Below are 22,070 nucleotides of genomic sequence, written 5' to 3'. Positions count from 1 at the left end.
GATCTGGTGACGCGCCCTCACCATGCCTGCTTCTACCGTGCAGGCAGATCAAAAAAACCACCATCGGCAGGAGCAACGAATGAGCGACAACGCGGGGTACGACATCCGCCTGGCCGGTCATCTCGATTCTCGCTGGGCCGACTGGTTCGACGGATGCACCATCACCAACGCGAGCGACGGCACCGCTGTCATCCATGGCCGGGCACTCGACCAGGCCGCGCTGCACGGACTGCTGCAGAAGGTGCGCGACGTCGGCCTGCCGCTTCTGTCGGTCACCCCCGTCGAGTACCTCGACTAGACCGCACACCTACACATATAAAAGGAGACCCATCATGACCACCATCCGCACCGCGACCGGCAAGCGAACCCCCATGACGTCGCTGCGCAAGACGTCGCTCGTCGCCGGCGTTCTCTACCTGATCACGTTCGTCTCGATCCCCACGCTGGCCCTGTTCGCGCCGGCGCTGGCCCCTGGCTATCTCACCGGGCCGGGCCCCGACACTCCCGTGCTGATCGGCGGTGTGCTCGAAGTCATCGTGGCCCTCGCCGGCATTGGCACTGCCCTCGCGCTCTACCCGGTCGTGCGTCGACAGAATGAGGGACTCGCGCTGGGCTTCGTCGCAGCGCGCACCCTCGAGGCCGCCCTGATCTTCGTCGGCGTCGTCACCCTGCTGGCCGTGGTCACGCTGCGCCAGGCCGGAGTCGGAGCGGATGGCGCGATCACCGCCCAGGCGCTCGTGGCGCTCCGGGAATGGACCACGCTGCTCGGGCAGGGCTTCATCCCCGCGATGAACGCCCTGCTGCTGGGAACCCTGCTGTACCGCTCGCGCCTGGTGCCACGCATTCTGCCTCTCGTGGGGCTCGTCGGAGCCCCGCTCCTCGTCGCGTCCGACATCGGCGTGCTGTTCGGGTTCTGGGAACCGGTCTCCACGGTGACCGGTCTCGCCGTCATCCCGATCGCGCTCTGGGAGCTCTCGCTCGGCGTCTGGCTGGTCGCCAAGGGGTTCCGTCCCTCCCCCATCACGGCCGGCCTGACCGCATCCGCTGACCGAGTGAGCCTGTAGGCGCCTACCGGGCGCAGGTTCGTTACGCGGGCGCAGATTCTACACTGCGCCCGTGTACCGGGCCTGCGCCACGAGCGCTCAACCCCCGCGCGGGGCTCAGTGCCGCACCGCAGACCGGCCGGATCAGCCCCGGCTGGGCACAAGACGTGATGCGTGACCGAGACCCGAGTTGCCCTTGCCGTGTCGCTCCGCGCACACTAGAGGTACCGGATCGCTACTGAGTCTTCCGCCCGCGGCTGAGGAGCTCACCATCACTGAACCAAACGACGCCCGCGTCGGCCTGTACATCGACTTCGACAACATCGTCATCTCGCGCTACCAGCAGCTGCACGGCCGCAACGCCTTCCAGCGTGACGGCATCCGCGATTTTGATAAGTACAGCCGGGATGCCGACCCCGAGGTTGCCGCGAAGCTCGCCGCCGCGACGGTGGACTTCAACGCCATCATCGACTTTGCCGCGTCATTTGGCACGCTGGTCGTCAACCGCGCCTACGCCGATTGGTCGGTGCCGGTCAACGCGGCGTACCAGCGCCAGCTCATGTCTCGAGCCGTGGACCTGACCCAGCTGTTCACCACGACGACCCGCGGAACCAAGAACGGCGCCGACATCCGTCTGGCCGTCGACGTCGTGGAAGACCTCTTTCGCCTGCCCGACCTGACCCACGTGATCATCATTGCCGGCGACTCCGACTACATCGCACTCGCTCAGAAGTCCAAGCGTCTCGGCCGTTTCGTCGTCGGTATCGGCGTCGCCGGGTCGACGAGCACGTCGCTGGCCGCCGCGTGTGACGAGTTCGAGGACTACGACTCGCTGCCCGGAATCGACAAATCCGCCGCAACGGCCGCCGTTGCCGCAACCGCGGCCGAACGACCCAAGGCGAACGTCAGGGCGAACGAGCCTGCCGATGCTGCTCCCACGACGGTCCCGACCGAGGCGCGCAAGTTCACCCGCATTCCCCTGTTCTCGCACCTCGAAGACGCGCCCTTCGATGAGCCCGGCGCCGGCGACGACATCGACCCGCAGCTGCTGGCCACCGAGCTGCTCGTGCGCGCCCTGCAGATCGCTCAGGCCAAGGGCGACGGCGACGAATGGCTGAACACGGGCATGATCAAGAATCAGATGCGTCGTATGGACCCGTCGTTCAACGAGAAGCCGCTCGGTTTTCGGTCGTTCACGGACTTTCTCTCCTCGCACAGCCATTTGGCCGAGCTGAAAGAGGATGGCCCGCAGCGGCTCATCCGTCTGCGTCCCGACGCCGACACCAAAGGCTAAAAGCGGCTTCCCGCCGCCGTCGCCGCGTCGCGGCGCCACAAACTTAGGAAACCGCGACAAGAAGCCGAGGCGTGCTCGCAGGGTGCGCCGCGCGCGTGAGTACCGTGCCCGGGCGGCGTCGGGCCGAACACCGATGATCCCGCCGGCCTCGGCGATGCTCAGACCTTCCCACACGACGAGTGAGACCAGCTCCCGGTCCCGGGCCGAGAGCGAGGCGAGCGCCGCGATGGCGCGGTCATCGTCGGATTCCGGTGCGATCGGCACGACTCTCAGTTCGTCGCGCAGTCGCGAGCTGAGCGCCAGGCGTCGCATCCCGCCACGCCGGTGCGCAGCCAGCACGTTGTGGGCGACGCCATATGCCCAGGCTCGTCGTTCGTCACTGGCCGACGGCAGGCTGTCGCGCCGGCGCCAGAGAACCAGCAGCGTCTCCGAGAGACAGTCCGCGGCATCCTCGTGCGGTGTCACCCGCCGGGCGAAGTAGGCGAGCAGTTCGTCGGCGACCGACCGGATGAACTCCTCGACGGATGCCGCCGCCTGCGCGGGCGCATCGGTGGTCGATTCTGCGCCCATCATTGGGCGTCTCCGAGCCGCACAGCGCAATCGTTTTCTGTGTACGTCCCCTTGACGATGCCCGGATTGCCCGCGGCGGCCCCCTGAGCGATGACCGTCATTCTGTCCCGGATGCTCACCGAACTCGAGACCGCGCGGTAGTTGTCAAAATCACCGATCCACGCCGTAGCGAGCGCCTCGGCGGCCGCGTCAGAGGATGCGTGCGCACCAAGCCACACGTCGGTCCAAGCGCAAATCGCGAAGGTCTCGTAGACCTGCGTCACGTAGCCCTCCTGCACCACGGCCTGGCCAACCTCGTGTTCGGCGCCCATTCTGCCCATCAATCGTGAGGTATCGGCGATCGCCATATTCTCGGGCATGCCCGGCGGCAGCGTCAGGTAATCGGGGTACGCGTCGATGATGACCTGCGGCAGATCGTCGGCCCCCGGGTCGATCCATTCGGTGTCATCCACCTCGGTGCTCGTCGCCGGGTCGCCGAATTCTCCGGTGCGCGCGAGCAGGGAGGTAGCGACCGCCGGCACCCCGACACCGATGCCGAGCAGCGCTACGAGGCTGCCGACGACCAGCCGGTGGCGGCGTGAAAGCCCGGCGAACCGCCGCCGAGGTTCCGGTGCTATTGCGTCACGCACCGCCGGGTCGTCGAGCGTCATCGTCAGAGCCCGCGTCGCGTCGCGGGCTCCGGCCGAGATCCGCACCTGCCCGAGCGCCCGCATCCGGTCTTCACTGTCGTGCGTTAAATCGTCCATACCTGCCCATGTCGAGATCCGGTCCAAACGTGACAAAGTGCTTCGCACGAGCGAACTCTGCGCTGGCGCGGTGGCAACACGTCACGGCCCTCCAACGTCGGCTACGAGGACGAAGCGCGCGCTTACGGTGGCCGGGATGGGCCTCTTCGCAGGTTTCAGCGGATCTGATGGATGCCGTCGGCCTCGCCCCAGGCAGCATCACACGTCCACACGTCGGAATCCAGCCGGTGCGCGAGCGCGAGACATAGCCGATCGCCGAGCGAGAGTCCCTCGCCTGCACGCCATCGCTGAGCGGCCCACTCCGCGTCATCGAGGGTGACCGGCTCTACGATCAGTGGGTAACTGCCCAGGAGCGCCCGAGCGAGGTTCCAATCTCGGCCAGCTTGACGCACTTTCTGTGCTACCTCGGACCAGTTGGCGGCTCCGCAGGCGCCTCCGCTGGCCAACTCCCGTGCGACGTCTTCTGCGCCGCCTTCACCCTGAAGGAAGGCCAACAGGGCAGACGCGTCGAAGACCGTCACGCCGCGTCTTCGGCGCTGGCCTGCTGACGCCGCTCGGCAAGCAGGGAACTCACGAGATCGACTCCAGCCACATCTGCGCGAACGCGTTCGCGCAGTTGGTCGCGAGTCAGCAAGACGAGCCCTGCGGGGGTGTCGAGCAGGACAAGTGGGGTGCCCTCGGCCAGGTGGAGTCGGGTGCGTAATTCAGCGGGGACGACAAACCGCCCCCGGTCTCCCATGACCACTTGGTATGTCCCATTCATGCAATCAAGCTACCACTGAGGCAGACGTGTGGGATAGGTCGAACGGGTCGCCTTCGGCGTGGATTCTGGTCGTAGGGAACGCCCGCGGAATCCTCGGCGAAGGCTACCCGCGACACGGTCTCGCTGTCTACGCTGGTGTCATTGATCCCGAAGTCTGCCTTCACCCGGGAGGAGGATGACATGGCGTCCACGAACGACGCAGCCGCGACATCCCAGAAAAATACCCACCCCACATCCGGCGGCGGTGCGCGCACGTTCGCGCAGGTGTTGGTGAACACGGCGGTCGCCAACGTCACCACGAGCTTTCTCTGGTTCGCGCTCACCTTCTGGGTCTATCTGGAGACTCGTTCGGTGCTCGCGACTGGCATAATCGGCGGCGCGTACATGCTGCTCGTCGCCGTGTTCTCGATGGCGTTCGGCACCATCGTGGACCGGCATCGCAAGCACCTCGTGATGGTGTTCGCCGGCGCTGTCACCCTGGTCGCCTTCAGCATCGGCGGCGGCCTGTATCTCGTGTTCCCGGAGTCGACCCTGCTCGACCTCGGCGGGCCCTGGTTCTGGCTGTTCAGCGGCATTATCCTCTTCGGGGCGGTCATCGAGAACATGCGCAACATCGCTCTCTCGACGGTCGTCACGCTGCTGATCCCCGTCGAGCGGCACGCCAAGGCGAACGGGCTCGTCGGCACGGTGCAGGGGATCGCCTTCATGGTGACGAGTGTCTTCAGTGGGCTCGCGATCGGAATGCTCGGCATGGGCTGGACGCTGGTCATCGCCATCTCGCTCTCGGCGGCGGCCCTTGTGCACCTGCTGTTCCTGCGCATACCCGAGGACCAACCGCAGCACGATGGCCAGCGGCGCCCGCTGATCGACCTGCGCGGCAGCATCACGGCCGTGCACGCGGCCACCGGGCTGTTCGCGCTGATCATCTTCTCGACCTTCAACAACTTCATTGGCGGCGTCTACATGGCGCTCATGGACCCGTACGGTCTCGAACTCTTTCGGGTGGAGGCGTGGGGCATCGTGCTCGGTGTCAGCTCGACCGGGTTCATCATCGGTGGTCTGCTGATCGCGAAGTTCGGCCTCGGCCGCAACCCGATTCGCACGATGCTACTGCTCATCATTCTCATGGGCGTGCTCGGGGCGCTGTTCACGATCCGCGACTGGTGGTGGCTGTATGCCACGGGCATCTGGCTCTACATGACCCTCATCCCCGCCGTCGAGGCCGCCGAGCAGACGGTCATCCAGAAAGTAGTGCCATTCCGCGAACAGGGCCGCGTGTTCGGGTTTGCGGCGGCATTCGAGTCGGCAGCGGCCCCGATCACCGCGTTCCTCATTGCACCGATCGCCGAGTTCATCATTATTCCGTTCATGAACTCGGATGCCGGCCGTGCAGACTTCGGTTGGCTCCTGGGCGACGGTCAGTCGCGGGGCATCGCGCTCGTGTTCCTGATCGCGGGCCTCGTGATGGTCTTCGCGGCCATCGCCGCGTTCTTCACCAGGTCGTATCGCCGCATTTCGGCGCAGTATCTCGACCAGACCGAATCGGTGCCGCCGGACGCCGCTGTCGATCCGACGACGGAGGCGCAGCTGCGGCGCTAGATGTTCCCGTGTCCTGAACGTGGCGTGATCCAGGCTCGACAATGGCGTAGGCGACGGGCCAGACCTCGTCCAGGGCGGCCTGCCGCTACTGCAGCCGAGCGCCACGGTCGGGTCCTCGGAGGTCTCTATCTAAATCCCAACGAAGGGCCACAGCAAAAGCGACGGCGATCGGACTCCGCGCCAGAGTTGTCCGGTGCGGTCACGGCGGCCCGTGCCCCTGCTGATGCGGGACGACGACTAAATCAGGTCGACGGGTGCGTACTGTTTCGGACCGAGCTAGGCGACCGCGCGTTTGACCAGCACACGTAACTGGGTCTCGGCGGCGGGAGTCATCTCGATGACGGCGTAGGCGACCGGCCAGATCTCGCCCTCATCCAGCGCCGCGTACTCCTCAAAGCCGACCGTGCCATAGCGTGCACCGAATTTGGCTGCCGGTTGGAAAAACACGATGTTCCTGCCGGCCTTGGCGTAGGTGGGAAATCCGTACCAGGTCTTCGCGTCAAGCTGCGGCGCCTCCTCCACGACGATCATGTGCAGTCGTTCAGCGATGATGCGATCGGTCCCCGTGAGTTTCTCGATCGCCGCAAGACAGGCCTCGAGTTCTTTCGCCTTCTTGGCCGAGCCCTTGACCCCCTTCATCGCCTTGAGTTCGGCGGCGCGCTGCTGCATCGCGTCGCGCTCGGCCTCGCTGAAGCCGGTGTGCGTGTCGCTCATCGCAGTTCCTCTCGGTCGTGGTCGAAAATCGGATCATTGCACGACGCAGGCACGGCGGCAAGTGCCGCATTCCGCCCCATCCTGGGAGTGCTGCCGACTGGATGCTCCTGAATCTGGTGAGGCGCACCGGTCACACGGCCTCGTACGATAGCCAGATGACCGCATCCCTCGTCCTCGTCGCCAATGCCGGCGACGGAACCATCACGTCCTTCCGTCTGTCCGGCGACTCACTCACACTTCTCGCCACAGCCCATGGGCTCACGGGCTGCTCGAACTTCGTCGTCGACCCCTCGCGTGATCTGGTGCACGCCGCCGTGAAGGGCGATCCCTCTGGCATCGTGACGCTCGCGCTGGACCGGGACAGCGGCGTGCTGACCCAGATCTCACGTCGCGATCTGCAGGGCGGCGGTCTCAACTATGTGGCGCTGACGCGCGGAGGATCCGCACTCCTCGGCGTATCCTACGGCGGAGGCTACGGCATCAGCGCGCCGGTGGGGCAAGGCGGAGTCGGGGAACCGGTGACGCGAATCTCGTACCCGAACTTGCATTCGGTACTCCCGAGCGAGGACGGGAAATTCGCCTACTTCGTCTCCCTCGGAGCGGATCTGGTGGCACAGTACGCGATCCAGGACGACCTCTCGCTCGCGCCGCTCTCACCGGCCACCGTGGCCGCACCCAGCGGGAGCGGACCTCGCCACCTCGTGCTCAACGAGGCACAGAACGCCGTCTATGTTCTCACCGAGTTCTCCGGTGAGGTGTTGCACTTCTCCCGTGACCGCACGAGCGGCGTCCTGGCTCTGCGCAGCTCTCCCGCAGCGTTCGACACCTCTGCGGGCCTCGGACACGGCCGCATCGGGGTAGACCCACGCCCAAATCACCTGATCTGGGGTGCCGATCTGCATCTCGGGACGGGCGGGCGCACGCTGTGGGCGTCCGAACGCACCGAGAGCACCCTCGGTGCACTGTCTGTCGCGGCCGACGGCACCCTCGCACCCCCTCGACGCTTCACGGCAACCGAGACACAGCCGCGCGGCTTCGCACTCAGTACCGACGGCCGTCACCTGGTCGCGGCGGGGGAAGAATCCACCACCGTTTCGGTCTATACGGTCGACGAGGACGACCTTCGCCTCTCGCAACGGGTGCAGACCGGGCACGGGGCGAACTGGGTCCGCTTCGTTTAGTCCAGCGCGTCAGGCGGGCGAGCCGTAGGCGAAGGTCGTCGTGGCCATCTCGGCCATGCCGATGGCCCGGTAAAACGCGAGAGCGTGCGAATCGGCGGTTTCGGCCACGAGAAAGATCTCGTCGATGCCCTCCACCTGGGCCGACTGACGCGCGGCGCTCATCAGGCGGGTTGCCACGCCGCGGCGTTGATACGCGGCATCGACGGCGAGATCATAGATGAACAGCTCGCGAGCAGCCGTGCGGGCCATGGGCAGCGTGTAGCCCGTGAGCCCGCCAACCACGCGACCATCGATGGTCGCCGTGAAAGCCCAGAACTGCGGCGACCGCAGCAGGTCGACCAGATGCGCGTCGCGGTCGTCGACGGCATCCGTTTCGAAGACCTTTGCCATCACATTGAGCGTGATGCGAGCGAGGCTGAGATCGCCAGCGCCCAGACGGCGGGTGTGGCATTGAGTAACGGATGAGCTCTGCGACATGGGTGAATATCCTGTCCCGGGTTCGAATTTCAGCCTGGATCACGCGCGGTCGCGGTCGACAGCCACATAATCGCACGGAGGCGATCCGGCGGCTAGTGCGCGCCTGTCGAATAGGCATGGACGCCCGGATAGGCATGGACGCCGCCGGAGTCTGGAGTGTCGGTGGGTGGTGAGAGGCTCGGGTTGAGGCGAGGCGATTTCCGGCAGGTGACGGATGTTGCACCTCGTTCAGCCGACAGGAATGGGCCGCTACTCGAGGTGTCGATAAGTACCAAAGTCATGAAAAATTCTTAAGATTCTCTGGTATTTGTCTTCATTCAGGAGTAAACTGAGAATATGTCACAGACACTCCCGTCGGACACAGATGCCGACCACAATCCGGTAGACCAGCTCGCCTACATCAACGAGCTGCTCGCCAAGGCCCTGACCGGGCTGACCTACTCACTACAAGATGATGCCTTGTCACTCGCCCTTCTTGATGGTCTTGAGCAGCTCGGCCGCCGCGTCGATGGTGCCCGCGTTGCATCAACAGCGGAGGTCGCCCGCCGCGCCGACGTCGAGCTCTACGGCGGCACCGACACCCTGTCTGAGCGCATGGGGTGCACGGGCAAGCTCGGCCTGATCATGAGTGTCACCCACGTGTCGGTGCGGGAAGTGAAGCGACGCATCAGCCTGGGTGCGCTGACGTCGGTGCGGTCCGAGGTGGGCCAGCTGCGACCGGCGGTGTTTCCCACCGTGAGCGCGGCACTGGCCGCCGGGGAGATCGGCGTGGACTCGGCCGAGATCATCGTGAAAGGCCTGCAAGAGGTCATCCGGCAGGCCGACCCCTCGGACCTGCACCTCGCCGAGCGGGTGCTCGTCGCCAACGCGACGGGCGCCCTCAATGCTGATACCGCAGGGCTGCCGGGTGCCGGTATCGCGTTGCCGGCTGATCGGATGCGGGTGTTGGTGCATGAGTGGCAGGCCCGCCTCGACCCCGACGGCATCGCACCCCAGGAAGAGGCTCGGGAGGCCAAGAGCAGCATCAGCTTCGGCTCGTTCGAACGGGGCCTCTACCGAATCTTCGGCGGCGTGACCCCCGACCTGCGCGGGGAGTTCGAGACGTATTTCGCGTCGCGGCTGTCGGCGCGGGCGACGGTGAAGTTTCTCCCCACGGCCGGGCCGGCTGAGCTGGCCGGGGCCGACGGGTCCGACGTCGTGCCTGACACCGAGCTGGCCGGGTCCGACGGGGCCGAGGTCGTGCCTGACGCCGAGGTCGTTGATATCGACCGTCGCCCCGGCGGGGAAAAGCGGGCCGACATACTGCGCGACATGGTCCGCGAAGCGGCCCGCGACCCCAAAGCCGGAGTGATGGGCGGCTCCGCCCCCACCGTCACCGTGCACGTCAACGCGGTCGACCTCAACGCCGGCCGCGGCGTCGGCTGGATCGACGGGGTTGAGGCCCCGGTCTCGCTCACGACCGTGGATCAGGCACTCTGTAGCGGCGGGTTCATCCCCATCTTGTTCGGTCCGAATAACGAGGTGCTGCGCGTTGGCGATAAGCGGCGGGCGTTCTCCCCAGCGATGACCAAAGCCATCATGTCTCGCGATGGCGGCTGCATCATCCCGGGTTGCGACATTCCGGCGTACTGGACCGAACTGCACCACGTGAAAAGCTACGCCCAGGGCGGCAAAACCGAAGTCGCCAACGGGGTCTGCCTCTGCTACCGACATCACCACGCCATCGACACCTCCGGATGGCAAATCCGCATGACCCACGGACGGCCCGAAGTACTCGGCCCCGCCTGGATAGACCCCAGCCAAACGTGGCGGCCCGCACAAAACCACCGCGCCAACCGCCCCGTGAACTAGCGGCCGTGCGGGCCATATTCCCGAACGCGCGATCGGCCCTCTGGGCGGCATGAGTGCACCGGGCGGACGTCGTGGGAGGGCCTATCAGTACCCCCTTCAGACCCATTCAGATCAGCACTTTGCCGGGCACACCACGTAGCGTCGAAGCAGCGGGTGTCGTGGGGTGGCACGAAGAACCCCGCCTTCCCCAACCCGCATTGGACGTTCTTTTGACTCTCACCGTTTCCGCCCTCGCCGCCCCCGCGGCCAACCAGCCCCTCGCACGCACCACGGTCGAGGTGCGCACACCAGGCGCCAACGACGTGGCGATCGACATCAAGTTCGCCGGCATCTGCCACTCCGACATCCACCAGGCCCGCGACGAGTGGGGCGTTGGCCTCTTCCCCATGGTTCCCGGCCACGAGATCGCTGGCATCGTCAGCGCCGTCGGAACCGAGGTCACCCGCTATCGGGTGGGCGACCGCGTCGGTGTTGGCTGCTTCGTTGACTCCTGCCGCGAGTGCGCCAACTGCCTCGCCGGCGAAGAGCAGTACTGCCTGAAGGGCGAGGTCGGCACCTACAACTCGCGATACTACGACGGCACCCCCACCAACGGTGGCTACAGCACCGCCGTCGTCGTCGACGAGAACTTCGTGCTCGGCATCCCCGAGGGCATCGAACTCTCAGAAGCCGCTCCCCTGCTCTGCGCCGGCATCACCCTGTACTCGCCGCTCACCAACTGGAAGGCCGGCCCCGGCAAGAAGGTGGCCATTCTCGGCATGGGCGGGCTCGGCCACATGGGCGTGAAGATCGCCCACGCGCTCGGCGCCGAGGTGACCGTGCTCAGCCAGACCCTCAGCAAGCAAGAAGACGGCCTGCGTTTCGGCGCGGACCACTACTTTGCCACGAACGACCCGGCCACCTTCACCGAGCTCGAGAACCACTTCGACCTCATCGTGAACACGGTCGCCGCGAACCTCGACCTGGAGCGCTACCTCGGCCTGCTCGCCCTCGACGGCACCCTCGTGCACGTGGGCATCCCGACCGAGCCCGACCAGGTGAAGATGTTCTGGCTCGCCTCCCAGCGCCGGTCGATCGCCGGATCGAAAATCGGCGGCATCCGTCAGACGCAGGAGATGCTCGATTTCTGCGCCGCCCACGGTATCGGCGCCGACGTCGAGATCATCAGCGTCGACCAGGTCAACGAGGCCTACGAGCGCGTCATCCGCAGCGACGTGCGCTACCGCTTCGTCATCGACGTGGCCACCTTCGGCTCCGACGCCTGAGCAACCCGCACCTAAGCTGAAACCATGACCCAGGTTTCCGAGATCTTTGACCCGTCCCTGTGGAAGCCCGTCGACGGCTTTTCCGCGCTGCAGGACATCACGTACCACCACGACATTGCCGGCCGGGTCGCCCGGGTCGCCTTCAACCGGCCGGAGGTACGCAATGCCTTCCGCCCGCAGTCGGTCGATGAGCTCTACCGGGTGCTCGATGATGCCCGGCAGAACACCCGCATCGGCGTCGTTCTGCTCACCGGTAACGGACCGAGCCCGAAAGACGGCGGCTGGGCGTTCTGCTCGGGCGGAGATCAGCGCATCCGTGGCCGCGACGGCTACCAGTATCGTGACGGAACGGTCAGCACCGGGCGCCTGCACATTCTCGAGGTGCAGCGTCTCATTCGATTCATGCCCAAGGTCGTCATCGCGGTCATTCCGGGCTGGGCCGCGGGCGGCGGTCACTCGCTGCACGTGGTCTGCGATCTGTCCATCGCCAGCAAGGAACACGGCATGTTCAAGCAGACGGATGCCGATGTCGGGTCCTTCGACGGCGGTTACGGCAGCGCGTACTTCGCGCAACACGTCGGGCAGAAATTCGCGCGAGAGGTCTTCTTTCTCGCTCGTCCCTACGACGCGCAGCGCGCCTACGAGATGGGTGCGGTCAATGCTGTGGTGCCGCACGCCCAACTCGAAACGACGGCGCTGGACTGGGCCAACACGATTCTGACGAAGTCGCCCACTGCGATCCGCATGCTCAAGTTCTCGTTCAACGCCGTCGACGACGGGATGGTGGGCCAGCAGATCTTTGCCGGTGAGGCCACCCGGCTGGCGTACGGAACCGATGAGGCCGTCGAGGGTAAGGACGCGTTCCTGGAACGGCGCGAACCGGACTGGTCGCCCTTCCCCTGGCAATTCTAGGCAGCGATGCACGCGACAAGCGCCGCACAGTTCGCCTCAAGCACCACGCGGATCGCACCCGACCTCGAACAGGTCCGTGACGACGTCTGGGCGCTCGGCATGCCCATGCCCGGCGGTCATATTCCGTACTCACTGCTGTATCTGCTGCGCGACTCGGCCGACGGTATCCACGTGATCGACCCGGGATGGGACTCGAAGAGCAACCTGCAGCGGGTGCTGCGCGCCCTGGCCAGCCTCGGCGCCGCGGCCACCGACATCCGCTCGATCACGGCAACGCATCTGCACCCCGACCACATCGGTATGGGGCCCCGGCTGAAGCAGGCCTCGGGCGCCCCGCTGCAGGTGCACGCCACCGAGAAGGAGGCGCTGTACGCGCGCGGCGTCGGCGGGTGGTCACCGTCGGTGTTCTCACACGTGCTCGACGACTGGGGCGTTCCGGCGAACCGACGCGCAGAAATCGAGGCGATACTCAGCGCTACTCCCCCGCACCCCGACGTGCACGTTGACCGCGTACTCGCAAACAACGAGCGCCTCGACATCCCCGGATTCGACCTCGTGGCCATGCTCACCCCCGGTCACACGCCCGGGCACCTGAGCCTGCGCGATGACGCGCGGTCGATCATGTTCACCGGTGATCACCTGTTGCCGACCATGCATGCCGGTCTCGGTCTCGGCGGTCCCACGAACACCAACGCACTCACGGACTATCTCGATTCACTCGACACCGTGAGCGTCTACCCCGACCACGAAGCGCTGCCCGGGCACGGCTATCGCTTCTCCGGGCTCGCCAAGCGCGCCGGCAAGTCGGCCAGGCACCACCTCAAGCGCTCACGCGAAGTCGCCGAGGTGGTGGCCGACAGCCCCGACTCCACCATCTGGCAGATCGCCGAGCGATTGACCTGGACGGCCGGATGGAACAGGCTCGAGGGGTTCTTCTTGTTTTCTGCGCTCTCCCAAACCGCCATCCACCGCGATTTCGTAGCGGCCGACGGCCTGGCCAGGATCGCCGCCCACCATCGCTGAGTCCGCAGAGCGCGTGCGGTGACGGGCACCGCACGCGCCCGCGATACGCTGGCGTGTGCAACTCTCCCTGTGGCTGGCCCTCGCGGGCGCCGGCGTACTCATCAGCTTCACCCCCGGCGCGGGCGCCATCAACACCATGAACAACTCGCTGAATTCTGGGTTTCGACGCTCCATCTGGGGAATCCTGGGCCAGCAGGCCGCGCTCGTCGTGCACGTGATCGTTGTTGCGCTCGGTGTCGGAGTTCTTGTGGCCGGGTCCCCCGTGCTCTTCAACATCATCCGCTACGCCGGAGCCGCGTACCTGGTGTTTCTGGGCATCCGTCTCTTCGTGCAGAAACCGCAGGCCGAACGCGACCTGACGACTCTGCTCACCCGAGTGCCGGCCTGGTCGATGTTTCGCCGCGGTCTCTGGGTCAATCTGCTCAACCCCAAGGCACTCGTGTTCTTTCTCGCCTTCATGCCGCAGTTCATCCGGCCCGAGCAGCCACTGCTGCCCCAGTACGTCGTCTTGACCATCACGGTGGTGGCGATCGACATCGTCGTGATGTGGCTATTTTTCGCGGCGGCGGCGAAGTCGTTTCAACGCTTTACGAACACCGTGCGCGGGCAGACTATTCTCAACCGCACCTTTGGGTCGCTGTTCATGGCCGTCGCCGTCCTGCTGGTCCTGATGCACTGATGCACTGATGCACTGATGCGCTGATGCGCTGATGCGCTGATCATCGACAGGCCGGCACGACAGGCCAGCGCGTCAAGCCTCGCTGCCGAGCGGAAGCGTGCGCACGCAGTCGAACTGCCGCGCCTCCCCATCGATGGGGTCGGTGAACCTCACCTGGCTTGCCAGCAGCTGCAGCGGGCGAGAGAAGTCGTTCACCGCAATATCCTGAACGATGGGGTACAGCGGATCACCGCTGATGGCAATTCCCAGGCCGAGCATATGCATGCGCAGTTGATGGGTGCGCCCGGTCTGGGGCGTCAGCTTGTATACACCCATCGCGCCGCTGACGGTCTCGAGTTCAATCAGCGATTCGGCGTTGAACGGTGCATCGGGCACAACCTCGGCCTGCCACTGACCGCGCCGCGTGGTGAGGTGGTTGCGCACGGTGACGGGAAGTTCGAGGCCCGGCAGCAGCGGGGCCAGTGCCCGGTAGGTCTTGCCGACTTCCCGGCGTTGAAACATCGACTGGTACGCACCGCGCCAGCGTCGCTCGGTCGCCAGAATCACCAGCCCCGACGTCACCCGGTCGAGGCGATGCAGCGGCGACAGCTCGGGCAGCTCGAGCTGGTCGCGCAGGCGCACCACGACACTCTGCACGACATGCCGGCCGCGCGGAATCGTGGAGAGAAAGGCCGGCTTGTCGATCACCACGATTCGTTCATCGCGGTAGATCAGATGGATGTCCCCCGGCACGACGGTCTCGCCGGCCAGGTCGCGATAAAACCAGATAAAGGTGTGCGGCCGGTAGGGGTCACGGCCACGTACCGGAGCTCCTGTCCCGTACACAAATCGTTCAGCGCCCAGAAACCCCGTCACGTCGACGACGTCCGACATTCGCTCGTTCAGCCAGTGCGCCATCGTCGCCCAGGGCTGGTGCTCGGATCGTTCTGGGGTGACCACCCAGGCCGCATCCAACCCGTGTCGTTGTGGCAGAGGAGAACGCGGGGGCACCCCCCGATCGTACGCGGCCCCGGCAACGAAGAGAATCGGATTCACATGACGCATTCGGGCGGTACAGCAGAGGTTTCTGGCAGCATGCGCGGCGCCATCATCGACCTCGTGGCCTCGAGCCTCGCGTGGAAGGGCGTAAGCCTCTGGCGTGCGGCGAAAGACGACCGGGCCGGTCAGCGGCGGCGGGCGGCGCACGCCAGCTCGGCCGCGCCGTAGCTGTTGTCGCCCGGGTTGATCGTGACGCCGGGCGGCACCAGCTCGTCGATCCGGTCCAGAATCTCGGGGCTCAACCTCACGTCGGCGGCCGGCAGCTGCGAGACGAGCTGCTCCATCGTGCGCGGCCCGATGATCGCGGAGGTGACCCCCGGATGGTTGATGACGAACGCGATCGCCAGCTCGATCAGGCTGATGCCGGCTTCGTCGGCGACCTGGGTCAGCGCCTCAACCACCTCGAGCTTCTGCTGGTTTGCGACACTCGTCATATCAAAACGGATGCGGGGGCGCGCCGATGAGGTCGGCCTGGGCGGGGCATCCGCTCGCCACTTGCCCGAGAGCCAGCCGCCGGCGAGCGGGCTGTAGGTCAACGCGCCCATGCCGTGGCGCTGAACCGTCGGCAGGACGTCCGCTTCGATGCCACGCACAAGAATCGAGTACGGCGGCTGCTCAGTGACGAATCGGGCGAGGTGGCCGTCACGGGAAGCAACCTGCGCCTCGACGATCTGGCTGCCGGAGTAGGACGATGAGCCGATGTAGCGCACCTTGCCCTGCCGCACGAGGTCGGTCAGGGCGCCGAGTGTTTCGTCGACATCCATGAGGGCGCTCGGGCGGTGCACCTGGTACAGGTCGAGATAGTCGGTGTCGAGGCGCCGCAGCGAGTCTTCGACGGCTGTCATGATGTACCGGCGAGATCCGCCGCTCTGGTTGGGGCCCTCCCCCATCGGCATGCAGAACTTGGCCGTCAGCACGACGTCGTCGCGGCGCCCTTTCAGAGCCTGACCCACGATCTGCTCGGACTCACCGCCCGAGTAGACATCGGCGGTGTCGACGAAGTTGATGCCGGCGTTGAGGGCATGGTGGATGACGCGGATCGAGTCGGCCACGTCGGGGTTGCCCCAGGGGCCGAACATCATCGTGCCGAGGCACAGCGGGCTGACCTGAACGCCGGTGCGTCCGAGTAGGCGGTAGTCCATGAAACTCTCCTTCTAACGATGGGATCGTTTCCACGCTACGGCGCGGCCCAGCGTCCCGGGAGTGCCTGACAGTACCCGTCAGAGCTGCCGATCAGACCACCCGCTCGAGCTGCAGCGCCTGAATCTGGTTCGGCTGCAGTCCGATGCCGAGGCCGGCGTCGAGCAGCTGTTGTCCCAGCAGGGGCCGGCTCCACAGGTAGCGGCCCGGATCGAAGCCGATCAGATCCCGCACCTGGTAGTAGTCGGCGGGATGCTGCAGCAGCCAACTGCGGGCTGAGCCGCCCACGTCGAACACCCCGGTGGCCCACCTCGCTCGGTCGAGGCTGCTGACGAAGAGAAGCGGTGCGTCGGCAGCATCCGTTCCGGACCGGCTCCAGGCCAGCATCGGTTGGGGACCGCCCGCAGTGATTTGCGCGAGTCGCTCACGGCGGGAGCCCCGCAGGGCGGGGTGCTCGTTTCTCAGCTGCGCTCCCCGGCCGACCCAGTACGCGAGATTGGCGCACTCGATCGGCAGCAAGCCCTGGCGTTTTTGCCACACCGTGGGGATACCGCCCTTGGATTTGAAGGCGAGTTGCTGCCGTTCGCCATACTCGTCACCGGTGAGCGTCAACAGTGCACCGCCGAGCAACTGCATGGTCATGATCGCGTTACCGAAGGCCAGCAGGTCGCCGCCGAAGAATTCGATTCCGCGCCGTTCGTCGTGGTTGCCGGTGGCCAGAAATTCGTGCGCGTGCTCCACCGCGGTCAGAGCGCCCCACACCCGATTGATGTCTCGGTCGGCGAAGGCCTGCAGCATGCCCATGTAACCGGTGGCCTGAATCACGTCGCTGACGCAGCTCGTATAGTCCTTGCGATTGTGATCCTCCGCCACCCAGATCATGGATGCGGCCGGCCCGCGTTGTTCGCGAACCTTCATCTCCACCCACGGCAGTGTCTGCTCGAAGAAGTGGAACGGCATGCCGAAGACGTGGTCGATTCGAAATCCGTCCACCCCGAATTCCTTTGCGGCCCAGGCCATCGCGCGGCCGATGTAGGCCAAAACGTGAAAATTCTGTGGTGTCGACGCGGTCCAGATGCCCTGTCCGCCGTGGCCACCGTGGTTGAGGTGTTTGACGTCGGCCCAGAGCCCCGCCCAGTCGGGCGAGTAGGTCTCGTAGACCGAGTTCGCGCCCTGGGGGTTGTAGCGCCCGTCGGAGTAATGCGCGGCGTACATCTGCGGCAGCATGTACTCGGCATAGTTCTTGAGCTCGTCCGGATAGTCGCCCGATGCCAGTCGCTGTCCGATTTGCGCGCGCTGGGCCACGTCGATCGCTGACTGCGCATAGTCGCGGCGCGGAACATCCGTTCCCGGGCCCGCCCCAAACGCGTCACGGTAGATGAAATTGTGCCCGACGTGGTTGGGGGCGATCTCAAGCAGCACCTTCAGGCCCAGGTCGTGCGCCTTGTCGACCAGACGTTTCATAGCGATGTTGGCGAGTCGGTGCTGGCGGTCCAGGTCCCACGGCGGCACACCGCGCGACTCGCGCGACAGGTCGGGGTCAATCGAGAACCAGTCGTTGCTCGCGTAGTCGCTTCCGGCGTCGTCGTGGGTGTCCCGACCGTCCCAGGGATCCAGCCGATACGGCACCTGCAGCCAGACACAGTTCACACCCTCGTCGTGCAGCTTCTGCAGCGTGTACCAGTTGGGCTGGTCGTCGATGAGGTCTTCAATCAGGGAAATGTCCGTGCTGTCCGACCTCGCGTTGACCTTGTCGATCGGAAGCTCTCGAACGTTGAGGTGAACGATGGCCGGGTCAGATACCCGAAAGACCAGCCGGTTTACCAACCCGTATTCGGCACCGCGGGTGCCGGGGGCGGCGAATTCGGGTGCCCAGTAACAGATGCCGTCGAGCACGACGAAGGCGGTCGCAATGACGGTTCCGGGCACCGCGGGGTCGAGCGTCAACGCGAACGCCTGCTGGTGGGCATCCGTCGGCGGGGTTGACGTCATCGGAAGCGCCGAAAAGTTGCCGGGATTCTGGGCGCCGTAGTTCGTCCAGACGAACGCCGCCGCACCGGCCAGTTCGGCCGGTGACGTGGCCGTGACGCCGAGGCCCACGGTCAGCGACTCCCCCAGCGACAGCCGCACCCGAAAGGTACCGGAATCGACCTGACCCGTTCCAAAGCCGATGCGCTCTATCACGGCGACAGTATGCCATGGCGAGCGGCACCGAGACCAGAGCGAAGGGCCCTGTGCATTTTTGCACTGTACCTCTGTGCGAATCGCCTTTGACAGCACCGTCCGCAGCGCGCAGTCTAAGACAAGCCAGACGACGTGTGTCACGGCGGTGATGATGTGAGCCCGCCGAGCACGTTGTGTCAATGACGACACGAGGGAACACCCATGAGCACGACCAGATCCACTGCCCGAGACGATTCCGGTAGCCCACGAGAAACAGAGACGTCGGGACTGAAAAAGGTCGTCGCGGCCTCCATGGCCGGCACGGTCGTCGAATGGTATGAATTCTTTCTCTACGCCTCGGCGGCCACCCTGGTCTTCGGCACCCTGTTCTTTCCGAACGCCGGCAGCGAACTCGAGGGCATCATCGCGGCGTTCGCGACCTACGCGGTCGGATTTCTGGCCCGCCCCATCGGCGGCATCGTGTTTGGACATTTCGGTGACAAATTCGGCCGCAAACGACTGCTTCAGTTCAGCCTCGTGCTCGTCGGCGTCGCCACCTTCTTGATGGGCTGCCTGCCCACCTTTCAACAGATCGGCTACCTGGCACCGATTCTGCTCGTGCTCCTGAGGTTCATCCAGGGTTTCGCGGTCGGCGGTGAATGGGGTGGCGCCGTGCTGCTCGTCGCCGAGCACAGCCCGGCGAAATCACGTGGGTTCTGGGCCAGCTGGCCCCAGGCGGCCGTGCCGATGGGCAACCTGCTCGCCACCGCCGTGCTGTTCGTTCTCGCTTCGGCCCTGTCCGACGAGGCCTTTTTGAGCTGGGGCTGGCGCGTCGCGTTCTGGCTCTCGGCCGTGATCGTTCTCGTCGGCTACTACATTCGCACCAAGGTCAGCGATGCCCCGATTTTTCTCAAGGCACAAAAGGAGGTCGTCGCGGGAGACCAGGGCTACGGCATCATCGAGGTCTTCCGCCGTTACCCGCGTGGCGTGTTCACCGCCATGGGCCTGCGCTTCGCCGAAAACATCCTGTACTACCTCGTCGTGGTCTTCTCCATCACCTATCTGAAGATCATCGTGCAGATGGACACCTCCCGCGTGCTGCTGCTCTTGCTCATCGCCCACGCCATCCATTTTCTGGTTATCCCGGTTGTCGGCCACCTCTCCGACCGGGTGGGCCGCCGCCCGGTGTACTTCGTGGGCGCCGTACTCGCCGGCACCTGGGGCTTCTTCGCCTTCCCCATGATGGATACCGCGAACGACGTCATCATCATCGTCGCGATCATGATGGGCCTGTTGTTTCACGCACTCATGTACGCCGGACAGCCCGCCATCATGGCCGAAATGTTCCCCACCCGCATGCGTTACTCCGGCGTCTCACTCGGCTATCAGGTCACCTCGGTGATCGCGGGCTCCATCGCCCCGATCATCGCGGTCAGCCTGCTCTCGAGCTTCGAGTCCTCGGTGCCGGTGGCCATCTACCTCGCGGCAGCCTGCCTCGTGACGGCCCTCGTGGTGCTGACCCTGAAAGAGACGCGCGGGCTCGCTCTTCACGATATCGATGCAGCGGATGCCGCGGATTCGGCCGATCGCGCCGCCGCGGCCGCCGATCTGGTCGGCACCCCCGGCCGGTAGTTTCTGGTAGCCAGGCAGACCCCGGTCATGCCCACTGCACCGGCGGCCGGATCAGGCGGTGAACGCCGCCGGTCGCTCGGTGATCTCGAGGGTGATCGCCTCGATCGCTGCGCGCACCACGGGTGAGCGCAGCGATTCGGCCCGGGCGACGGCCCAAATCGGCAGCTGTCGCTGAAAGTCGTGCGGCAGCACCGGCACGAATTCCGGCCGATCATGTACGAGAAAGTTCGGCAGTAGACCTATTCCGGCGCCCGCCTGCACCGCCTCGAGCTGGGCGAACAGGCTGGTCGACTGAAAGGTCGTCGCGGGTTCAGGCAACTGCGACGAGCGGTAGCCGAGTTCGGCCACGAGCAGGGCGCTCTCGACGTACGACACGAAGCTGTGCGACCGAATATCGTCGAGCGATTGCGGCACACCGTGGGCCAGCAGGTACTCACGGCTTGCGTAGAGGCGCAGAAAATAGTTCGTGAGAAACATCGCCTCCGCCTTGTCGACGTCGTTGCGTCCGGCCACGATCTCCAGGTCGACCCCCGATCGGTTCTGGCTCACCTTGCGGGTGGCACTGAACATCTCGATATTGATGCGGGGGTGGCCCTGCTGCAACTTCACGAGCGCCGGCGTGACGATCTCGGCCCCGAAGCCATCGATCGTGCTGATGCGCAGCAGACCGGACAGCGGGTCTTTCTGGCTGATCGCCGTGGTGAGCGCGCCCAAGCGGTCTTCGATCGCCTCGGCCGCACCGACCGCGTGCCGCCCCAGTTCGGTGAGTTCCCAGCCGTGCGCACTGCGTTCGAGCGTGCGACCACCCAGCTCCCGGTCGAGCGAGAGAATTCGCCGCGAAATGGTCGTGTGCGTGGTACCGAGCGCCTCGGCGACCGCGTTGAACCGGCCCAGCCGGGCCACGGTCAGCAGCACGAGCAGGTCGTTCGGGCTCGGAAGCTGGTGTGAACTCACGAATCAATCCTCTCGAGCATGTGCATCTGCGCACATGCCCCGTGTGAAATATTGCCTTGATCGCACTCTATCGGGCTGCGAGGGTAGAGGCAGCGCACACAAGCAAAGGAGCTTCGTCATGTCGGTAGTTGCATGGATCGGGTTGGGCAACATGGGCGGACCCATGTCGGCAAACATGGTGGCCGCCGGCCACGAGGTACGCGGGTTCGACCTGAGTGCGGAGGCCCTCGCGACCGCCGTCACGGCGGGCGTCACCGCCGCCCACAGCATTGCCGACGCCGTTGCGGGCGCCGATGTCGTGTTCACGATGCTGCCCAAGGGCGAGCATGCACGCTCGGTGTACTTCGGCGCCGACGGGGTACTGGCGAACACCGATACGGCCACCCTTCTGGTGGATTCCTCCACCATCGACATCGAAACCGCCCAGGCCCTGCATGATTCAGCGGCGGCAGCGGGCTTTCGCTTCGTCGATGCCCCGGTCTCCGGTGGAATCAGCGGCGCGAAGGCAGCAACACTGACCTTCATGATCGGCGGCGAGGCGACAGCGGTTGCCGACGCCACGACATTCATCGAGCCGATGGCGGCGAACATCATCCCCACCGGAGGCGCGACGACCGGACAGGCCGCCAAGATCTGCAACAACCTCATGCTGTTCATCAACCTCGCCGCGACAGCCGAAGGGGCGGTGTTGGCCGATCGGCTGGGACTGGACAAGCAGGTGTTCTGGAACATCGCATCCGTCTCATCGGGAGACAGCTGGGCGCTGCGCACCTGGTATCCCGTCAAGGACGTCGTCGCGACGGCCGCCGCCAACCGCGACTTCGCCCCGACGTTTACGACCGAACTCGCGAGCAAGGACATCGGTCTCGCGATCGCCGCAGCGCGGGCGACCGACACCCCGCTCGAGATCGGCGAACACGTTGCCGAGCTCTTTCAGCGCCTCATCGATGAGGGCGAGGGCGGCAAGGACTGCTCGATGATCGTCAAGCTCGTCGACGGCACCCTGCAGCCACGCGCCTGAAACCC

Annotated in this window: 21 protein-coding genes and 1 pseudogene; 12 read left to right on the top strand and 10 right to left on the bottom strand. The window is 65.6% G+C overall.

From position 1 onward, the window contains the following. The first annotated feature begins 79 nt into the window (after window positions 1-79). The 3 genes from E3T55_RS16555 to E3T55_RS16545 all read left to right on the top strand — a co-directional run bounded on the left by E3T55_RS16555 (window position 80) and on the right by E3T55_RS16545 (window position 2,337). The gene (locus E3T55_RS16555) at window positions 80-298 is read left to right on the top strand and encodes a hypothetical protein (protein WP_134520653.1); all 219 of its coding nucleotides are present in this window, start codon (window positions 80-82) and stop codon (window positions 296-298) included. Window positions 299-332: 34 nt separating this feature from the next. Then, entirely contained in the window at window positions 333-1,064 is a 732-nt protein-coding gene (locus E3T55_RS16550) for a DUF4386 domain-containing protein (RefSeq protein ID WP_198418590.1), read from the top strand. A 175-nt stretch (window positions 1,065-1,239) separates the two neighbouring features. Then, entirely contained in the window at window positions 1,240-2,337 is a 1,098-nt protein-coding gene (locus tag E3T55_RS16545) for an NYN domain-containing protein (RefSeq protein WP_338145134.1), read from the top strand. Between the two features lie 78 nt (window positions 2,338-2,415). On the opposite strand, the pseudogene E3T55_RS21240 reads toward E3T55_RS16545, so the two are convergent. The 4 genes and pseudogenes from E3T55_RS21240 to E3T55_RS16525 form a co-directional block, all read right to left on the bottom strand. Continuing rightward, window positions 2,416-2,907: pseudogene (locus E3T55_RS21240) on the bottom strand (RNA polymerase sigma factor); the annotation flags it as partial. Then, on the bottom strand, window positions 2,907-3,653 hold the full coding sequence (locus tag E3T55_RS16535; RefSeq protein ID WP_134520652.1) for a hypothetical protein: 747 nt from the start codon (window positions 3,651-3,653) through the stop codon (window positions 2,907-2,909). The pseudogene E3T55_RS21240 and the gene E3T55_RS16535, both read right to left, overlap by 1 nt. A 155-nt stretch (window positions 3,654-3,808) precedes the next feature. Beyond that, a complete protein-coding gene (locus E3T55_RS16530) occupies window positions 3,809-4,174 on the bottom strand; it encodes a PIN domain-containing protein (protein WP_134520651.1) in 366 nt (121 codons plus the stop codon). Beyond that, window positions 4,171-4,392: an AbrB/MazE/SpoVT family DNA-binding domain-containing protein gene (locus tag E3T55_RS16525; protein WP_241993113.1), complete on the bottom strand. Its 222-nt coding sequence runs from the start codon at window positions 4,390-4,392 to the stop codon at window positions 4,171-4,173. Before E3T55_RS16525 ends, E3T55_RS16530 begins: the two co-directional genes overlap by 4 nt. Before the next feature lie 204 nt (window positions 4,393-4,596). Between E3T55_RS16525 and E3T55_RS16520 the strand changes: the two genes are divergently transcribed. Further along, window positions 4,597-6,015, top strand: a complete 1,419-nt coding sequence (locus tag E3T55_RS16520; protein WP_134520649.1) for an MFS transporter — start codon at window positions 4,597-4,599, stop codon at window positions 6,013-6,015. A gap of 276 nt (window positions 6,016-6,291) precedes the next feature. On the opposite strand, the gene E3T55_RS16515 is transcribed toward E3T55_RS16520, so the two are convergent. Beyond that, on the bottom strand, window positions 6,292-6,729 hold the full coding sequence (locus E3T55_RS16515; RefSeq protein WP_134520648.1) for a hypothetical protein: 438 nt from the start codon (window positions 6,727-6,729) through the stop codon (window positions 6,292-6,294). A gap of 155 nt (window positions 6,730-6,884) precedes the next feature. Here E3T55_RS16515 and E3T55_RS16510 point away from each other — a divergent pair, with 155 nt between their 5' ends. Then, window positions 6,885-7,910, top strand: a complete 1,026-nt coding sequence (locus tag E3T55_RS16510; protein ID WP_134520647.1) for a lactonase family protein — start codon at window positions 6,885-6,887, stop codon at window positions 7,908-7,910. 9 nt (window positions 7,911-7,919) lie between these two features. On the opposite strand, the gene E3T55_RS16505 is transcribed toward E3T55_RS16510, so the two are convergent. Next, window positions 7,920-8,387, bottom strand: a complete 468-nt coding sequence (locus E3T55_RS16505; RefSeq protein ID WP_134520646.1) for a GNAT family N-acetyltransferase — start codon at window positions 8,385-8,387, stop codon at window positions 7,920-7,922. 336 nt (window positions 8,388-8,723) lie between these two features. On the opposite strand from E3T55_RS16505, the gene E3T55_RS16500 reads away from it, so the two are divergent. From E3T55_RS16500 to E3T55_RS16480, 5 genes are all read left to right on the top strand, one after another. Next, the gene (locus E3T55_RS16500; RefSeq protein ID WP_134520645.1) at window positions 8,724-10,238 is read left to right on the top strand and encodes an HNH endonuclease signature motif containing protein; all 1,515 of its coding nucleotides are present in this window, start codon (window positions 8,724-8,726) and stop codon (window positions 10,236-10,238) included. A 209-nt stretch (window positions 10,239-10,447) separates the two neighbouring features. After that, window positions 10,448-11,503, top strand: a complete 1,056-nt coding sequence (locus E3T55_RS16495) for an NAD(P)-dependent alcohol dehydrogenase (protein ID WP_134520644.1) — start codon at window positions 10,448-10,450, stop codon at window positions 11,501-11,503. A 24-nt stretch (window positions 11,504-11,527) separates the two neighbouring features. After that, window positions 11,528-12,415 (top strand): 1,4-dihydroxy-2-naphthoyl-CoA synthase, encoded by an 888-nt coding sequence (locus E3T55_RS16490; protein ID WP_134520643.1) that lies wholly within the window; start codon window positions 11,528-11,530, stop codon window positions 12,413-12,415. Window positions 12,416-12,421: 6 nt separating this feature from the next. Continuing rightward, window positions 12,422-13,438, top strand: coding sequence for an MBL fold metallo-hydrolase (locus tag E3T55_RS16485; RefSeq protein WP_134520642.1), 1,017 nt, complete (start codon window positions 12,422-12,424; stop codon window positions 13,436-13,438). A gap of 55 nt (window positions 13,439-13,493) precedes the next feature. After that, window positions 13,494-14,117, top strand: a complete 624-nt coding sequence (locus E3T55_RS16480) for a LysE family transporter (RefSeq protein WP_134520641.1) — start codon at window positions 13,494-13,496, stop codon at window positions 14,115-14,117. A gap of 72 nt (window positions 14,118-14,189) precedes the next feature. Here E3T55_RS16480 and E3T55_RS16475 read toward each other — a convergent pair whose 3' ends face one another. The 3 genes from E3T55_RS16475 to E3T55_RS16465 all read right to left on the bottom strand — a co-directional run bounded on the left by E3T55_RS16475 (window position 14,190) and on the right by E3T55_RS16465 (window position 18,479). Continuing rightward, window positions 14,190-15,152: a pseudouridine synthase gene (locus E3T55_RS16475; RefSeq protein WP_241993107.1), complete on the bottom strand. Its 963-nt coding sequence runs from the start codon at window positions 15,150-15,152 to the stop codon at window positions 14,190-14,192. A 128-nt stretch (window positions 15,153-15,280) separates the two neighbouring features. Then, window positions 15,281-16,297: an aldo/keto reductase gene (locus E3T55_RS16470; protein ID WP_134520640.1), complete on the bottom strand. Its 1,017-nt coding sequence runs from the start codon at window positions 16,295-16,297 to the stop codon at window positions 15,281-15,283. A gap of 91 nt (window positions 16,298-16,388) precedes the next feature. Continuing rightward, window positions 16,389-18,479, bottom strand: a complete 2,091-nt coding sequence (locus E3T55_RS16465; protein ID WP_134520639.1) for an alpha-amylase family protein — start codon at window positions 18,477-18,479, stop codon at window positions 16,389-16,391. A gap of 201 nt (window positions 18,480-18,680) precedes the next feature. Here E3T55_RS16465 and E3T55_RS16460 point away from each other — a divergent pair, with 201 nt between their 5' ends. Next, on the top strand, window positions 18,681-20,090 hold the full coding sequence (locus tag E3T55_RS16460; RefSeq protein ID WP_134520638.1) for an MFS transporter: 1,410 nt from the start codon (window positions 18,681-18,683) through the stop codon (window positions 20,088-20,090). A gap of 51 nt (window positions 20,091-20,141) precedes the next feature. On the opposite strand, the gene E3T55_RS16455 is transcribed toward E3T55_RS16460, so the two are convergent. Next, entirely contained in the window at window positions 20,142-21,044 is a 903-nt protein-coding gene (locus E3T55_RS16455) for a LysR family transcriptional regulator (protein WP_134520637.1), read from the bottom strand. 118 nt (window positions 21,045-21,162) lie between these two features. Between E3T55_RS16455 and mmsB the strand changes: the two genes are divergently transcribed. Beyond that, window positions 21,163-22,065, top strand: a complete 903-nt coding sequence (gene mmsB, locus E3T55_RS16450; protein WP_134520636.1) for a 3-hydroxyisobutyrate dehydrogenase — start codon at window positions 21,163-21,165, stop codon at window positions 22,063-22,065. Window positions 22,066-22,070 lie beyond the last annotated feature (5 nt).

The organism is Cryobacterium frigoriphilum (assembly GCF_004403305.1).
Taxonomy (GTDB): Bacteria; Actinomycetota; Actinomycetes; order Actinomycetales; family Microbacteriaceae; genus Cryobacterium; species Cryobacterium frigoriphilum.
This window is presented reverse-complemented; position numbering and strand designations above follow the sequence as displayed.

Coding starts and splice junctions, on each gene's coding strand:
- E3T55_RS16555 (WP_134520653.1), top strand. CDS start 80: ATGAGCGACAACGCGGGGTACGACATCCGCCTGGCCGGTCATCTCGAT.
- E3T55_RS16550 (WP_198418590.1), top strand. CDS start 333: ATGACCACCATCCGCACCGCGACCGGCAAGCGAACCCCCATGACGTCG.
- E3T55_RS16535 (WP_134520652.1), bottom strand. CDS start 3,653: ATGGACGATTTAACGCACGACAGTGAAGACCGGATGCGGGCGCTCGGG.
- E3T55_RS16525 (WP_241993113.1), bottom strand. CDS start 4,392: ATGGGAGACCGGGGGCGGTTTGTCGTCCCCGCTGAATTACGCACCCGA.
- E3T55_RS16520 (WP_134520649.1), top strand. CDS start 4,597: ATGGCGTCCACGAACGACGCAGCCGCGACATCCCAGAAAAATACCCAC.
- E3T55_RS16515 (WP_134520648.1), bottom strand. CDS start 6,729: ATGAGCGACACGCACACCGGCTTCAGCGAGGCCGAGCGCGACGCGATG.
- E3T55_RS16510 (WP_134520647.1), top strand. CDS start 6,885: ATGACCGCATCCCTCGTCCTCGTCGCCAATGCCGGCGACGGAACCATC.
- E3T55_RS16505 (WP_134520646.1), bottom strand. CDS start 8,387: ATGTCGCAGAGCTCATCCGTTACTCAATGCCACACCCGCCGTCTGGGC.
- E3T55_RS16500 (WP_134520645.1), top strand. CDS start 8,724: ATGTCACAGACACTCCCGTCGGACACAGATGCCGACCACAATCCGGTA.
- E3T55_RS16490 (WP_134520643.1), top strand. CDS start 11,528: ATGACCCAGGTTTCCGAGATCTTTGACCCGTCCCTGTGGAAGCCCGTC.
- E3T55_RS16485 (WP_134520642.1), top strand. CDS start 12,422: ATGCACGCGACAAGCGCCGCACAGTTCGCCTCAAGCACCACGCGGATC.
- E3T55_RS16470 (WP_134520640.1), bottom strand. CDS start 16,297: ATGGACTACCGCCTACTCGGACGCACCGGCGTTCAGGTCAGCCCGCTG.
- E3T55_RS16460 (WP_134520638.1), top strand. CDS start 18,681: ATGAGCACGACCAGATCCACTGCCCGAGACGATTCCGGTAGCCCACGA.
- mmsB (WP_134520636.1), top strand. CDS start 21,163: ATGTCGGTAGTTGCATGGATCGGGTTGGGCAACATGGGCGGACCCATG.